Here is a 12852-nt window from a genome sequence, read left to right as displayed (position 1 = left end):
AGGTCAACCCTCGCCCAGCTTCACAATATAGTCGAACTCGTCCTTCGTCAGCTCGGCCACGGAAAGACGAGACAGGCGTACCAGTTCGATCCCTTCCAACTGCGGATCGGCCTTGATCTGCTTGAGCGTGACAGGCTTTGCCAGCTTGCGCAGCGGCTTCACTTTCACGGCCGCCCATTTACCATCCGGATCGGTCGGATCGGTCAGCCCTTCGCCGCTGATCGTCACGATACCCACGATCTCCAGACCGATATTGGAATGGTAGAAAAAGGCCTGATCGCCCACCTTCATCGCGCGCAGATTATTCGCCGCGCGGTGGTTGCGCACACCGTCCCAAGTGCCTTCGCCCTCGGCCACCAGATCGTCCCAGCTATAGGCATCCGGCTCGGATTTCATCAGCCACCAACGGGCCATCGCATTCCTCCATCAAGGCAGCGTGGCGCACATAACGCGCCGTGCCCCGCCTGACCAGATCGTGCCTTCCATGCAAGCCTCGCTGCAGCGCAGCAAACCCATTAACCGAAATTTCAGTGTGTTCTGCGATACGGTCGCCGCAGGAAACAGGGAACGCAACGCTTGAAAACCACGAGCGAAACCAACGGTCGCGAAACCGCACGCTTTGGCCGTGCCGAACGCGATATTGTCGCGCTTGGTATTGCCACTGCCGCGCTGATTCTGTTCGTGGGTACGGGCGGGGTCGTCCTTCCGCAGATCATCCGCGCATGGATGGACGGCAATTCGCAGCCCGATACGGTGCTGGCCAACGCCCTGCTGCTGAATATTGCCCTGATCATCTTCGGTTGGCGTCGCTATGCCGAATTGTCCAATGAAGTACGCGAACGGCGCCGCGCCGAGGAGAAGGCGCAACAGCTCGCCAAGACAGACGCGCTGACCGGCCTGCTCAACCGCCGCTGCTTCATTCCGGCCGCCGCGAGCCTGGTGACCGAAGTGGCTGAGACGAACCAGGGCGTCGCGGTGCTGATGGTCGACCTCGACAATTTCAAGCAGATCAACGACATCCACGGACATAAGGGCGGCGACATCGCGCTGACCGAAGTGGCCCGCCGCATCGACGCGATGATGCCGGTAGGTGGCACGGTCGCGCGCCTTGGCGGGGACGAGTTCGCCTGCGTAGTTCCTTACGAACGCCGCATGCCCGACAAGCTGGACCAGCTCGCCGCCGGGCTGATCGACGCCGTGCGGGCGCCGATCAAGACCGGCAGCAAGGATATCGAAACCTCCCTTTCCATCGGCATTGCCCGTACGATCGAGAATCCCGATCCCGAAACGGCCGAGGAAACCGCGCAGGCGTTGCTGCATCATGCGGATATCGCGATGTATCACGCCAAAAAGCGCGGGCGGAACGGCTATGCATGGTTCGAGCCGACCATGGAAAGCGAACTACGCTTCCGCAACGAGCTGGAAACCGGCATCCGCGCAGGCATTCCCAAGGGCGAATTCGTGCCGTTCTATGAACAGCAGATCGATCTCGGGACCGGCGAACTGGTGGGCTTCGAAATGCTCGCGCGCTGGAATTCGCCGCAATTCGGTCTGGTAAGCCCAGAAATCTTCATTCCCATTTCGGAAGATATCGGCGTGATCGCCGAACTTTCGGAACACCTGATCAAGCAGGCGCTGGAAGACGCCAAGAAATGGGATCCGCGCCTCACCCTGTCGATCAACATCTCGCCGCTGCAATTGCGCGATCCATGGTTCTCGCAAAAACTGCTGCGGATGCTGGTGGAAAGCGGCTTCCCTCCGCACCGGCTGGACATCGAGATCACCGAAAGCTGCTTGCACGAGAATATCGGCGTGGTCCGCTCGGTCGTCACCAGCCTGAAGAATCAGGGTGTGCAGATCAGCTTGGACGATTTCGGCACCGGCTATTCCAGCCTTGCCCAATTGCGCTCGCTGCCGTTCGACCGGCTGAAGATCGACCGCAGCTTCGTGACCGAACTTGCCCATGAAGGCGCCAATGCGAAGATCGTTGAAGCCATCGTCTCGCTCGGTCGCGGATTCGACCTGCCGATTACGGCCGAGGGCATCGAGAATGACGAGGTGCTGAAAGTGCTGCGCACCATGGGCCAGCTCAAGGGTCAGGGTTATCTCTATGGCCGGCCGGAAGATGCCACCAAGACCTTCGCCCGCCTGAAGCTCAAGCGGATGCTCGCGCCGGAAGTCCAGGAAGAGATCGAACGTTCCGAAGCCGAAGCCGGACAGCGGGCAGTGGAGACGGCCGAAACGGAATCGCGCGCCGCAGGCTGAGATCAACTGCGCGGGCACCTCGTCCTCCAGCCGCGTCTTCCATTGCGATTTGGCCGCTCAGGCCCTAGATGCGCCAGCGAAATGCGTGTTCCCTTCGTCAAGATGCATGGGCTGGGTAATGATTTCGTGGTGCTCGACGCACGGCGCGATCCGCTCATGCCCATTACCAGCGATCTCGCCCGTTCCCTTGCCGACCGGCGGACCGGCATCGGCTGCGATCAACTGATCCTGCTGGAACGCTCCGATCTGGCCAGCTTCCGCATGCGGATCTTCAACAATGACGGCAGCGAAGTGGGCGCCTGTGGCAACGCGACCCGCGCGGTTGCCCTGCTGCATGGCGAACCCGCGACGATCGAGACCGCAGGCGGCATTCTGGATGCACGTCCGTCCGATGGCGGCATTTCAGTGGACATGGGCACGCCCCGCTTCGGCTGGGACGAAATCCCCCTCGCCTATGCCATGGACACCTCCTCCATGCCGGTGGCTTGGGAAGATCTTGAAAACCCCATGGCCGTGAACGTCGGCAATCCGCATGCGATCTTCTTCGTGGAAGACGCCGACGCTGTGGACCTTGACCGGCTCGGCCCGCAGATCGAGCACGATCCCATCTTCCCCGAACGGGTCAACGTCAACGTGGCCCAGATCGTCAGCCGTAGCGCCATCCTGCTGCGCGTGTGGGAACGGGGCGCTGGCCTCACCCGCGCCTGTGGCACCGGTGCCTGCGCCACGGCGGTTGCCGCGATGAAGAAGGGGCTGGTGGACCGCGAAGTGGCCGTCACCCTCCCCGGCGGGACGCTCACCATCGCTTGGGGCGCGGACAACCGCATCGTCATGACCGGGCCGGCTGCGGAGAGCTTCCGCGGCACGTTCGACCCGGCGGATTTCGCATGAGCGCAGGCAGCGCACCCGAAGTCATTTCGCTGGGCTGCCGGCTCAACATCTCGGAAAGCGAGACGATCCGCGCGCTGCTGGCCGAAGAACGCAATGTTGTGGTGGTGAACAGTTGCGCCGTCACTTCCGAAGCCGTGCGCCAGACCCGTCAGGCCATCCGCCGCGCCCGCCGCGCCAATCCCGATGCCCGCCTGCTGGTGACCGGATGCGCGGCGGACATTGAGCGCGAGGCGCTGGCCGCCATGCCCGAAGTTGACGGACTGGTGCCGAACGCGGCCAAGCTGGACGCAAGAGCATGGAACGTCGCGCGCCCGGCCACACTCGCGCCGGTCAATCGCACTCGCGCCTTTGTGGCGGTACAAAACGGCTGCGATCATGCCTGCACCTTCTGCGTCATTCCGCAGGGACGCGGCCCCAGCCAATCTTTGCCCGTGGCGGCGGTGTTGAGCGAGGTGGAACGTCATCTCGATCAGGGCGCAGCCGAAGTGGTAATCACCGGCGTGGACGTCACCTCATGGGGGCACGATCTGCCCGGCGCTCCGCCGCTCGGTTCGCTGATCGGTGCAATCCTCGATGCCTTTCCCGGCCTTGGCCGCCTGCGCCTCTCCTCGCTGGATGGCGTGGAGATAGACCCGCAGCTGTTCGAACTGCTCGCCGGGGAAGCGCGAGTAATGCCGCACCTTCACCTCTCGCTGCAGCACGGGCACGATCTGATCCTCAAGCGGATGAAGCGGCGCCACCTCCGCGCCGATGCCGTCTCGCTCGTCACCCGGCTGAAGGCGCTTCGCCCCGACATCGCCATCGGGGCAGACATCATAGCCGGCTTCCCCACCGAGGACGACGCGATGCATGAAGCGAACCGTTCGATCATCCGCGAACTGGATATCGTCCACGCGCATATCTTCCCCTATTCGCCGCGCCCCTACACTCCTGCCGCGCGCATGCCCCAGGTCGATCCACAAGTGGTGAAGGCACGCGCCGCCCAATTGCGCGAGGAGGCTGCTCTGGTCCGCGCAGAATGGCTGCAATCGCTGGTGGGTAAGGCGCATAGCGTACTCGCGGAACGCGACGGCACGGGCTATGCCCCGCACTTCGCCCGGGTGAGCCTGCCGGAAGGCACTGCACCGGGCACCATCGTCACCATCACCCCCGCCAAGCTCGAGGAAGGGCTGCTGCAATGAGCGAGAAGAGTTGGGCCGAGCGCCTGTTCGGCGGCTTCCGCAAGACCTCCGAGAAGCTGAGCGAGAACCTCACCGCAGCCGTTGGCACGGCAAAGCTCGACGATGCGACGCTGGACGATGTCGAAGATGCGCTGATCCTTTCGGATCTCGGCCCCAGCGCCGCCGCGCGCATCCGCGCCAAACTGGCCGAAAAGCGCTTCGGCCTGAACATTACCGAGCAGGAACTGAAGGAAGCCGTGGCCGAGGAAATCGCCGCGATCCTGCGCCCGGTAGCCAAGCCGCTGGAAATCACTGCCTTCCCCCGTCCGCAGGTAATCCTGGTGATCGGTGTGAACGGCAGCGGCAAGACCACTACCATCGCCAAGCTGGCGCACCTATTCCAGGAAGAGGATTACGGCGTGATGCTGGCGGCGGGTGACACGTTCCGCGCTGCAGCCATCGGCCAGCTGGGCGTGTGGGCGGACCGATTGGGCATTCCCATCATTCGCGGCCCCGAAGGCGGCGATCCCGCCAGTATCGTGTTCGATGGCGTAAAGGCCGCAACAGAGCAGGGCATAGACGCGCTGATCGTCGATACGGCGGGCCGCCTCCAGAACAAGCGCGAGCTGATGGATGAGCTGGCGAAAATTCGCCGCGTGCTCGGCCGCCTCAATCCCGAGGCACCACATGACGTGGTGCTGGTGCTCGATGCCACGAACGGGCAGAATGCCCTCGCCCAGATCGACGTATTCAAGGAAGTAGCAGGCGTGACCGGCCTTATCATGACCAAGCTGGATGGCACCGCGCGCGGCGGCGTGCTGGTTGCCGCTGCCGAACAATACGGCCTGCCGATCCATGCGATTGGCGTGGGCGAGAAAATCGACGATCTGCGGCCGTTCGATCCCGAACTGGTCGCCCGTGTGATTGCAGGAATTGCATGATGGCCGAAACGGAAACTCCCCCGCCCTCCCCCGCGAAGAAGAAGAGCGCCGGCTCGGGCTGGATCAGCCTGCTGGTGGATTACGCACCACTGCTCGTATTCCTGGGCGCCTATCGCTATTACGCGCCGGCCGACAAGGAAGACGGGATCGGCGTGATCCTGGCCGTGGTGCACTCTACTATCGCATTCGTCATCACATCGGTGATCGCCCTGATCATCTCCAAATGGAGGCTGGGCAAGGTTTCGCGCATGCTGTGGCTCTCCACGATCCTGATCGTGGGCTTCGGCGGGCTGACCATCCTGCTGCGCGACCCGTTCTTCGTGCAGGTGAAGCCCACCGTGCTTTACCTGTTCTTCGGCGCTGTGCTGCTGATCGGCTGGCGGAAGGGCAAGGCCCTGCTGCAATGGCTGCTGGAAGCTGCCTTCGAAGGGCTGAACGATGAAGGCTGGCTCAAGCTCTCGCGCAACTGGGGCATCTTCTTCTTCTTCCTCGCCGCCCTCAACGAAGTGCTGCGCTTGACGCTCAGCTTCGGCGACTGGCTCACCGTGAAGGTGCCCGTCTTTGCCGGTATCTCCTTCCTCTTCACTTTTGCCCAATTGCCGATGCTGCTGAAGCACGGCCTGGCCATGGAAGCGGTAGAGGAGGAGGAAACCACCCTCCCCCCGCAGTAGGCGCCTCAAAAACCGCCGTTTTCTGCCAGCTTGCCGTAGCGTCAACTTTGACGGATAAATTGTGACGTCTTCCGCACCCGAAGAACGGGGCGGTGGGCTGCCAGAACACAAGTCACACAATGGCAACGGGGGAAACGACATGGCTAAACTATTCGGGAATCTTGAACTTGTGCTGATCGTGGGGCTGGTCGCCGCGCTCGCGATCATCGGTGCCTTTGCCTCCAGCGTGGTGGTGGATGCCAATTCCATTCTGCGCTGGCTCCACCTGTTTTTCGGCGTGCTGTGGATCGGCCTGCTCTATTATTTCAACTTCGTGCAGGTGCCGACAATGCCAGCCATTCCGGCCGAGCAGAAAGGCGCGGTGACGGGCTTCATCGCCCCCAAGGCGCTGTTCTACTTTCGCTGGGCGGCATTGCTGACCGTGGTCACCGGCCTCGGCATCGCGCAGGTAAACGGCTACCTCCATACGGCGATGAGCTTCACCGGCGAAGGCGCCGTGAACCTGATCGGCACGGGCATGTGGATCGCACTGGTGATGGCATTCAACGTGTGGTTCATCATCTGGCCCAACCAGAAAAAGGCTCTGGGCATCGTGGAGACCACGCCTGAACAGAAGGCTGCCGCCGGGCCGCGCGCGATGATCGCCAGCCGTCTCAACACGCTGCTGTCGCTGCCGATGCTCTATTGCATGGTCAGCGCCAATCTGGGGTGAGCCAGCCGGCCTGAACCAAAGGAAAAGGGCGCCCTGCACTGGCAGCGGCGCCCTTCTCTTATCCAGCGATTGCCCGCAATGCGTCAGATTTCCAGCTGACTGCCCAGTTCGACCACGCGGTTGGTGGGCAGGCGGAAGAAGTCCATCGGCGTGGCCGCGTTACGCAGCATCCAGCTGAACAGCCTTTCACGCCACAGGGGCATGCCTGGCTTCTTCGAAGGCAGCAAAGTCTGGCGCGAGAGGAAGAAGCTCGTCTGCATCATGTCGAACTTGCCCCCACACTTGCCCGCCTGTTTGAGCGCGGATGGGATGTCGGTTTCTTCCATGAAGCCGTAATTGACGACCAGTCGATAGAAGCCCTGCCCCAGATCGGTGATCCCGACCCGCTCTTCCGGATCGACATAGGGCACATCGGCGATGTTCACCGTCAGCACCACCACGCGTTCATGCAGCACCTTGTTGTGCTTGATGTTGTGGAGCAGCGCCGAAGGCACGCCGCTGGTCGCAGCGGACATGAAAATCGCCGTGCCGGGCACGCGTTGCGTGCTGGCGTGGGCTGACTTCGCAAAGATGTCGAGCGGCAGCTCCACTTCAGCCATACGTTCGCGCATCAGCTTGCGGCCGCGCGCCCAGGTGGTCAGCAGAGTGAAGACCACGGCGCCGATCGCCAGCGGGAACCAGCCCCCATCCGGGATCTTGGTGGTATTCGCCGCGAAATAGGCGCCGTCGATGATGAAGAAGCCCAGAACCACGGGCACCCACACCCACCATTTCCAGCGCCAGACCATGGCGACCAGTACAGCGATCAGACAGGTGTCGATCAGCATCGCGCCCGTCACCGCGATGCCATAGGCAGCGGCGAGGTTGGACGATGTCTGGAAGTTCAGCACCAGCACGATCACGGCCACCATCAACGCCCAGTTGATGAAGGGGATATAAATCTGGCCCTGTTCGGTCTCGCTGGTGTGGCGGATCGACAGGCGCGGAATGAAGCCCAGCTGGATCGCCTGATGCGTCACCGAGAATGCGCCGGTAATCACGGCCTGGCTGGCGATGAAGGTCGCCATCGTGGCCAGCAGCACCAACGGCAAGCGCAGCATCTCGGGTGCGAGGACGAAGAACGGGTTCTTGATCGCCTCTGCCGCGAGTGCCGGCTCCATCCCCATGATCATCGCGCCCTGGCCGAAATAGTTCAGCAGCAGGCAGGGCATGACAAAGCCGAACCAGCTGAGGCGCATCGCCCCGCGGCCGAAATGGCCCATGTCGGAATAGAGCGCTTCCGACCCGGTGACCGCCAGCACGACCGAACCGAGCGCGAGGAACGCCGTGGTGCCATCGGCAATGAAGAACTGGATCGCGAACCAGGGGTTCAGCGCGATCAGGATTTCCGGCGACTGCACGATATGCACGATGCCAAGCACGGCGAGGACGGTGAAGTAGATTATCATCACCGGCGCGAACAGTGCGCCGACCTTAGCCGTGCCTCTGCTCTGCAGCAGGAACAGCCCGATCAGCAAAGCCAGCGCGATAGGCAGGACGAAAGGCTGGAACCCAGCCTCGACCACAGTGAGACCCTCAACCGCGGACAGGACCGAGATCGCCGGGGTAATCATGCTGTCGCCATAGAACAGCGCCGTGGCGAACACGCCCAGCATTACGGCAATCCACCCATAACGGGAGCGCGCGATATAGCTCGAGACCAGAGCGACCAGCGCCAGAGTGCCGCCTTGCCCCTTATTGTCCGCCCGCATCAGCAGGCCGACATATTTGATCGTGACCACGATGGTCATCGACCAGAAGATCAGGCTGACCACGCCGAGAATGTGGATTTGGTCCACCGTCAGCGGGTGATGCCCGGCGAAGGTTTCGCGGAAGGCGTAAAGCGGACTGGTGCCGATATCGCCGAACACAATGCCAATCGCGCCGATCGCCATCTTGTAGGCGGACGACTGACGGTCATGTCCGTGATGTCCGGAAAACTGGCCTTCGGCCGGCACTGGGCCAGCTTCGGGTTGCTGCGGCGTATCGGCGTCACTCATGGAGTTAATGCGCCCCCCATTATCGCCCTGTTGCACCGGAAAGTCCCGGCAGACGGGGGACGGCGCTTAGCAGCACCGTTCCCGCACTGCAACATAGCGGGATTTCCACCACTTAACGACCTGATTTCTCGGATTCTTCAACCAGTTTTCGCAGGATTTGATCATAGCCTGCGAGTCGTTTTTCCAGAACATCGCGGCCCGGTGCGTCCTTGGGCATGGATTCGAGACGCCCTGCCCACACTTCGCGGCCTTCGATCAGCTTGCCCTGACGGATCAGTGCCCAGCCAACGAAGAAGGCCGGCCCCGCGCTGTCGGGCGAAATCTGCGCTGCCCGGCGATAGGCATACAACGCCGCAGGGGTGAGCATTCCGTCGGCCTGGAACGTCAGCGCATTGCCCAGCGCCAACCAGCTTTCCGAATCCTGTGGATTGGTATGGATCGCACCGCGCAGCAGTCTGGCCGCGTTGGAATATTGCCCCTTGCGCACCAGTGCATCGGCAGTGAGCATCAGCGGATCCTTGGAACGCTCCGTTTCGCCTACCAGTTGCTTGCGCATATCGACGATGGCCCAGCCTTCCTCGGCCTGATCGGCCCGCGCCTTGCCGGGAGCGCCAGGCAGGCCAGGCGAGCCTTGCAGGGCATAGCCTGCCAGACCGAGGGCCAGCGCGGCCAGCAGCACTGTCCAGCTCTTGCGCGGAAGCCTGAAGGCGAAGGCAAACACCGCGAAACAGACAATTGCGAGCAGAATGGCAATGACCCAGCTCATGCCTTTTTCCCCAATTTGCTGCGGAACACGAAAGCGGCGGCCAGCAGCAGCACAACGGGCAGCAGGAAGAGAGGCCAGGTAGAACTCGTCACTTCGGGCTTGTAGCTGATATATTCGCCATAACGCTCGATCAGCCAGGCACGGATCGCCTCAGGCTTTTCGCCCCGCTCAATCCGCATGCGGACCTGATGGCGCAGGTCACCGGCCATCGGCGCATCGGAATCGGCGATGGACTGGCCCTGACAGGTCAGGCAGCGCAGGGTTTCCATCAGCGCCTTGGCTTCCGCCTCCTGCTTCGGATCGTCGAGCTGCTTATAAGCGTAAGGTGCCGGCGGCAGGGAATCCTGCGCGGCCAGCGGTGCGGCGAGTGCCAGCGCGATCAGGAGAAACAGGCGCTTCACTGTGCCGCCTCCCTCAGCTTTTCGAGCAGCATCGGCACGTCCGCATCGCGAATATCGCCGATATGCTGATAACGGATCATACCCTTGCCATCGATCACGAAGGTTTCGGGCACGCCGGAAGAACCGATCCCCACCTGCACTTCGGAAAGGTCGTCTGCCCCGATGCGGCTATAGGGATTGCCGTGCTGGGCGAGAAAGGCCGCGACATCTTCAGGCCGGTCGCGAATGGCGACGCCGACGATGTTTGCCCCACCACGCTCCAGCGCGGAAAGCTGCGGCGCCTCTGCCGCGCAGGGAACGCACCAGCTTGCGAAGACGTTGAGCAGCCTTGGCTGGCCGTCGCGCATATCCTGCGTGGCGAGCCCCGGCCGGTCAGCATTGGCTGGTTTCAGCGTAAATTCGGGCAATGGCTTGCCGATCATCGCGCTTTCAACTGTCGTCCCGGCGGGATTGATCAGCTGGCTGGCGACCAGAACGAAGAACACGCCGAACAGCGCCAGCGGCAGCCATAAAGTCCAGCGAATCTGCTTCATGCGGCCGCCTCCTCATCAGCGGCAGTGCGGCGGCGGCGGGCAATCCGCTGCTGCAGGCTACGGCGCTTCAGATCGTCCACAACGCGGCCTACAAGGGCCAGAAAGCCACCGAAGCCGATCATCAGGCCGCCGAGCCAGATCCAGATAACGAACGGCTTCCACCACAGGCGAAGCTGCCAGCGGCCACCTTCAATCTCGTCACCCAGAACCGCATAGAGCTGCCCGTTCCACCGGGTCAGCAGGGCGGATTCGCTGGTCTGTTGCACGGGCGACCAGAACTCGCGCGACTGCGGCGCCATCTGCCGGGCCTTACCACCGCTGTAGGATGCTGAAAGCACCCCTTCCAGCGCTGTCCAGTTCGGACCGGCAACCGGCTCGACAGTTTCGAACTTCACCTTCCAGGGGCCAACTTCCACCGTCTCACCGGGTGTTGCGGCGACGAGCTTTTCCTTGGTGAAGGCACTATCGGCGGACATGCCGAACAAGGCGACCGCAATGCCGAGATGGGCGAATACCATGCCCCATACTGCCAGCGGCAGGCGGCGCAGGTTACGGCCGCGCAGCGGCAGGACGCTGGCCAGCGCCACCGCGACGGACAAGGCAAGGCCCAACAGCGGCAACAGGCCGATGGATGTGTTGAACCACACGCCGGCAAGCACCAGCAGCGCGACAATCGCGACCAGCACAACTTCATTCTGCACTCGGCCCAGCGAATCGCGCCGCCAGCGCAACAGCGGGCCGACTGCCAGAACCAGCAGCATCGGCAGGAAGAACAGCGCACTGACCGGGTTGAAGTAAGGCGGGCCGACCGAAACCTTGATGTCGAACGCCTCTGTCACCAGCGGATAGAGCGTGCCGACCAGCACGATGGCGAGGATCGCGCTGAGCGCGACATTGTTCACCACCAGCGCGCCTTCGCGGCTGGTGACGGAGAACCGTTCCCCTTCCGCGACAGTACCGGCACGCAGGCCAAACAGGGTGAGTGCACTACCGATATAGAGCACCAGCAGCGCAAGGATGAAGCTGCCGCGTTCCGGATCGACCGCAAAGGCATGCACACTGGTGAGAATGCCGGAGCGGACGAGGAACGTGCCGATCATGCTCATGGAGAAGGCCACCACGCCGAGCATAATCGTCCAGGCGCGCAAGGCATCGCGCGCGGCGAGCACGCTGGCGGAATGGAGCAAAGCCGTCGCGGCCAGCCAGGGCATCAGCGAGGCGTTCTCCACCGGATCCCAGAACCACCAGCCGCCCCAGCCGAGTTCGTAGTAGGCCCAGTAGGAACCCGCCGTGATGCCGATGGTCAGGAAAATCCACGCGCCCAGCACCCAGGGGCGCATGGCCCGGGCAAATTCCGGCGTGACCTGACGGGTCAGCAAGGCGCCGACGGCGAAGCTGAAAGCCACCGAAAGGCCGACATAGCCGAGATAAAGCGTGGGCGGATGGAAGGCGAGGCCGATGTCCTGCAGCAGCGGGTTCAGCCCCAACCCTTCCGGCGCTGCCGGAGACAGGCGGGCGAAGGGGTTGGAGGAAAACAGCAGGAAGGCATAGAAGCCGAGGCCGACAAAGGCCTGCGCGGCCAGCGTGGCGATCATCGTGCGTTCCGGCAGGCGACGCTCGATCAGGGCGATCAGGCCGCCGGAAAGCGACATGATCGTCACCCACAGCAGCATGGAGCCTTCATGGTTGCCCCATGCACCGGCGATCTTGAAGATCATCGGCTTTTCCGTGTGGGAGTTTTCCGCCACCAGCCGCACCGAAAGATCGGTCTCGACAAACAGCAGGATCAGCGCCGCGAAAGACAGCGCCGCCAGAACGCCCTGCACCACGGCCGCCGGGCGGACCAGCGCGGAGAGCGCCGGCTCGTCACGGCCAAGCACAAGCGCGCCGGCAACAAGCTGCAAAGCCGCAAGCGCGGCGGCGAGCCACAGCGCAGCGAGACCGAATTCAGCGATCATTTCGTGGTTTCTTCCATCGCCGCGCGCTTCTGCGCCTCGGTCATGTCATGCAATTCGCGCGGCACGTAATTCTCGTCATGCTTGGCGAGGAGATTGTCGGCAATGAACGTCCCCTGCGCATCGAGCCGTCCTTCGGCGACGACGCCCGAACCCTCGGTGAACAGATCCGGCACGATGCCCGAGTAGCGCACCGGCACCATGGCATCGCCATCGCCGACCACGAAGTTGATCGTCACGCCATCCGCAGCCGTCTTCAGGGAACCGGCCTGCACCATGCCGCCCAGACGCACGGCCTGCCCCGCTTCGGGGGGATTGGCGATCATCTCGCTTGGCACATAGAAATAGCTGGCCTGGCTCCGCAGTGCCCATGCAGCGAGCAGCCCGGCCGCGATCAGCACAACCATCGCAATGGCGATAAGCACCAGCCGCTGGTGCTTGGCCTTCAAACCCGTATTCATTTTCCGCGAGCCTTATCCCGCCGCCTTTCGGCGCGTTTCATTCCGATCCAGCTCCAC

At 62.8% G+C, this 12852-nt stretch carries 13 protein-coding genes; 6 read left to right on the top strand and 7 right to left on the bottom strand.

Translation table 11 applies throughout. The features are described from left to right. Positions 1-3: 3 nt before the first annotated feature. Entirely contained in the window at positions 4-414 is a 411-nt protein-coding gene (locus tag SZ64_RS03330; RefSeq protein WP_054529532.1) for an EVE domain-containing protein, read from the bottom strand. A gap of 162 nt (positions 415-576) precedes the next feature. On the opposite strand from SZ64_RS03330, the gene SZ64_RS03325 reads away from it, so the two are divergent. The 6 genes from SZ64_RS03325 (at position 577) to SZ64_RS03300 (ending at position 6640) form a co-directional block, all read left to right on the top strand. Continuing rightward, on the top strand, positions 577-2265 hold the full coding sequence (locus SZ64_RS03325) for an EAL domain-containing protein (protein ID WP_054529531.1): 1689 nt from the start codon (positions 577-579) through the stop codon (positions 2263-2265). A gap of 81 nt (positions 2266-2346) precedes the next feature. Continuing rightward, positions 2347-3156: a diaminopimelate epimerase gene (gene dapF / locus SZ64_RS03320; RefSeq protein WP_054529530.1), complete on the top strand. Its 810-nt coding sequence runs from the start codon at positions 2347-2349 to the stop codon at positions 3154-3156. Continuing rightward, a complete protein-coding gene (locus SZ64_RS03315) occupies positions 3153-4337 on the top strand; it encodes a MiaB/RimO family radical SAM methylthiotransferase (protein ID WP_054529529.1) in 1185 nt (394 codons plus the stop codon). Before dapF ends, SZ64_RS03315 begins: the two co-directional genes overlap by 4 nt. Next, positions 4334-5257, top strand: a complete 924-nt coding sequence (gene ftsY, locus SZ64_RS03310; protein WP_054529528.1) for a signal recognition particle-docking protein FtsY — start codon at positions 4334-4336, stop codon at positions 5255-5257. The genes SZ64_RS03315 and ftsY overlap by 4 nt, the downstream gene beginning before the upstream one ends. Beyond that, positions 5257-5928, top strand: a complete 672-nt coding sequence (locus SZ64_RS03305) for an inner membrane-spanning protein YciB (RefSeq protein ID WP_054529527.1) — start codon at positions 5257-5259, stop codon at positions 5926-5928. Before ftsY ends, SZ64_RS03305 begins: the two co-directional genes overlap by 1 nt. Before the next feature lie 139 nt (positions 5929-6067). Then, positions 6068-6640 carry a urate hydroxylase PuuD gene (locus SZ64_RS03300; protein ID WP_054529526.1) on the top strand — a complete coding sequence of 191 codons (573 nt, stop codon included), beginning with the start codon at positions 6068-6070 and terminating at the stop codon, positions 6638-6640. A gap of 83 nt (positions 6641-6723) precedes the next feature. Here SZ64_RS03300 and SZ64_RS03295 read toward each other — a convergent pair whose 3' ends face one another. From SZ64_RS03295 to ccmE, 6 genes are all read right to left on the bottom strand, one after another. After that, the gene (locus SZ64_RS03295; RefSeq protein ID WP_241773087.1) at positions 6724-8574 is read right to left on the bottom strand and encodes a potassium transporter Kup; all 1851 of its coding nucleotides are present in this window, start codon (positions 8572-8574) and stop codon (positions 6724-6726) included. Between the two features lie 217 nt (positions 8575-8791). Continuing rightward, positions 8792-9445 (bottom strand): tetratricopeptide repeat protein, encoded by a 654-nt coding sequence (locus tag SZ64_RS03290; RefSeq protein WP_054529525.1) that lies wholly within the window; start codon positions 9443-9445, stop codon positions 8792-8794. Continuing rightward, entirely contained in the window at positions 9442-9846 is a 405-nt protein-coding gene (locus tag SZ64_RS03285) for a cytochrome c-type biogenesis protein (protein ID WP_054529524.1), read from the bottom strand. Before SZ64_RS03285 ends, SZ64_RS03290 begins: the two co-directional genes overlap by 4 nt. Next, a complete protein-coding gene (locus SZ64_RS03280; RefSeq protein WP_054529523.1) occupies positions 9843-10379 on the bottom strand; it encodes a DsbE family thiol:disulfide interchange protein in 537 nt (178 codons plus the stop codon). The genes SZ64_RS03285 and SZ64_RS03280 overlap by 4 nt, the downstream gene beginning before the upstream one ends. Then, positions 10376-12337, bottom strand: a complete 1962-nt coding sequence (locus SZ64_RS03275) for a heme lyase CcmF/NrfE family subunit (RefSeq protein WP_054529522.1) — start codon at positions 12335-12337, stop codon at positions 10376-10378. Before SZ64_RS03275 ends, SZ64_RS03280 begins: the two co-directional genes overlap by 4 nt. Further along, entirely contained in the window at positions 12334-12795 is a 462-nt protein-coding gene (ccmE, locus tag SZ64_RS03270) for a cytochrome c maturation protein CcmE (RefSeq protein WP_054529521.1), read from the bottom strand. Before ccmE ends, SZ64_RS03275 begins: the two co-directional genes overlap by 4 nt. Between the last annotated feature and the right edge of the window lie 57 nt (positions 12796-12852).

The organism is Erythrobacter sp. SG61-1L (genome assembly GCF_001305965.1).
In the GTDB taxonomy this organism is placed as follows: Bacteria; Pseudomonadota; Alphaproteobacteria; order Sphingomonadales; family Sphingomonadaceae; genus Andeanibacterium.
The sequence above is the reverse complement of the archived record's forward strand: the minus strand, read 5'-3'. Positions and strand labels throughout refer to the sequence as shown.

Bases quoted from the DNA above. Each gene is read 5' to 3' on its own strand.
- SZ64_RS03275 (WP_054529522.1), bottom strand. From the start codon at position 12,337: ATGATCGCTGAATTCGGTCTCGCTGCGCTGTGGCTCGCCGCCGCGCTT.
- SZ64_RS03330 (WP_054529532.1), bottom strand. From the start codon at position 414: ATGGCCCGTTGGTGGCTGATGAAATCCGAGCCGGATGCCTATAGCTGG.
- SZ64_RS03300 (WP_054529526.1), top strand. From the start codon at position 6,068: ATGGCTAAACTATTCGGGAATCTTGAACTTGTGCTGATCGTGGGGCTG.
- ftsY (WP_054529528.1), top strand. From the start codon at position 4,334: ATGAGCGAGAAGAGTTGGGCCGAGCGCCTGTTCGGCGGCTTCCGCAAG.
- SZ64_RS03280 (WP_054529523.1), bottom strand. From the start codon at position 10,379: ATGAAGCAGATTCGCTGGACTTTATGGCTGCCGCTGGCGCTGTTCGGC.
- dapF (WP_054529530.1), top strand. From the start codon at position 2,347: ATGCGTGTTCCCTTCGTCAAGATGCATGGGCTGGGTAATGATTTCGTG.
- SZ64_RS03315 (WP_054529529.1), top strand. From the start codon at position 3,153: ATGAGCGCAGGCAGCGCACCCGAAGTCATTTCGCTGGGCTGCCGGCTC.
- ccmE (WP_054529521.1), bottom strand. From the start codon at position 12,795: ATGAATACGGGTTTGAAGGCCAAGCACCAGCGGCTGGTGCTTATCGCC.
- SZ64_RS03290 (WP_054529525.1), bottom strand. From the start codon at position 9,445: ATGAGCTGGGTCATTGCCATTCTGCTCGCAATTGTCTGTTTCGCGGTG.
- SZ64_RS03305 (WP_054529527.1), top strand. From the start codon at position 5,257: ATGGCCGAAACGGAAACTCCCCCGCCCTCCCCCGCGAAGAAGAAGAGC.
- SZ64_RS03295 (WP_241773087.1), bottom strand. From the start codon at position 8,574: ATGGCGATCGGCGCGATTGGCATTGTGTTCGGCGATATCGGCACCAGT.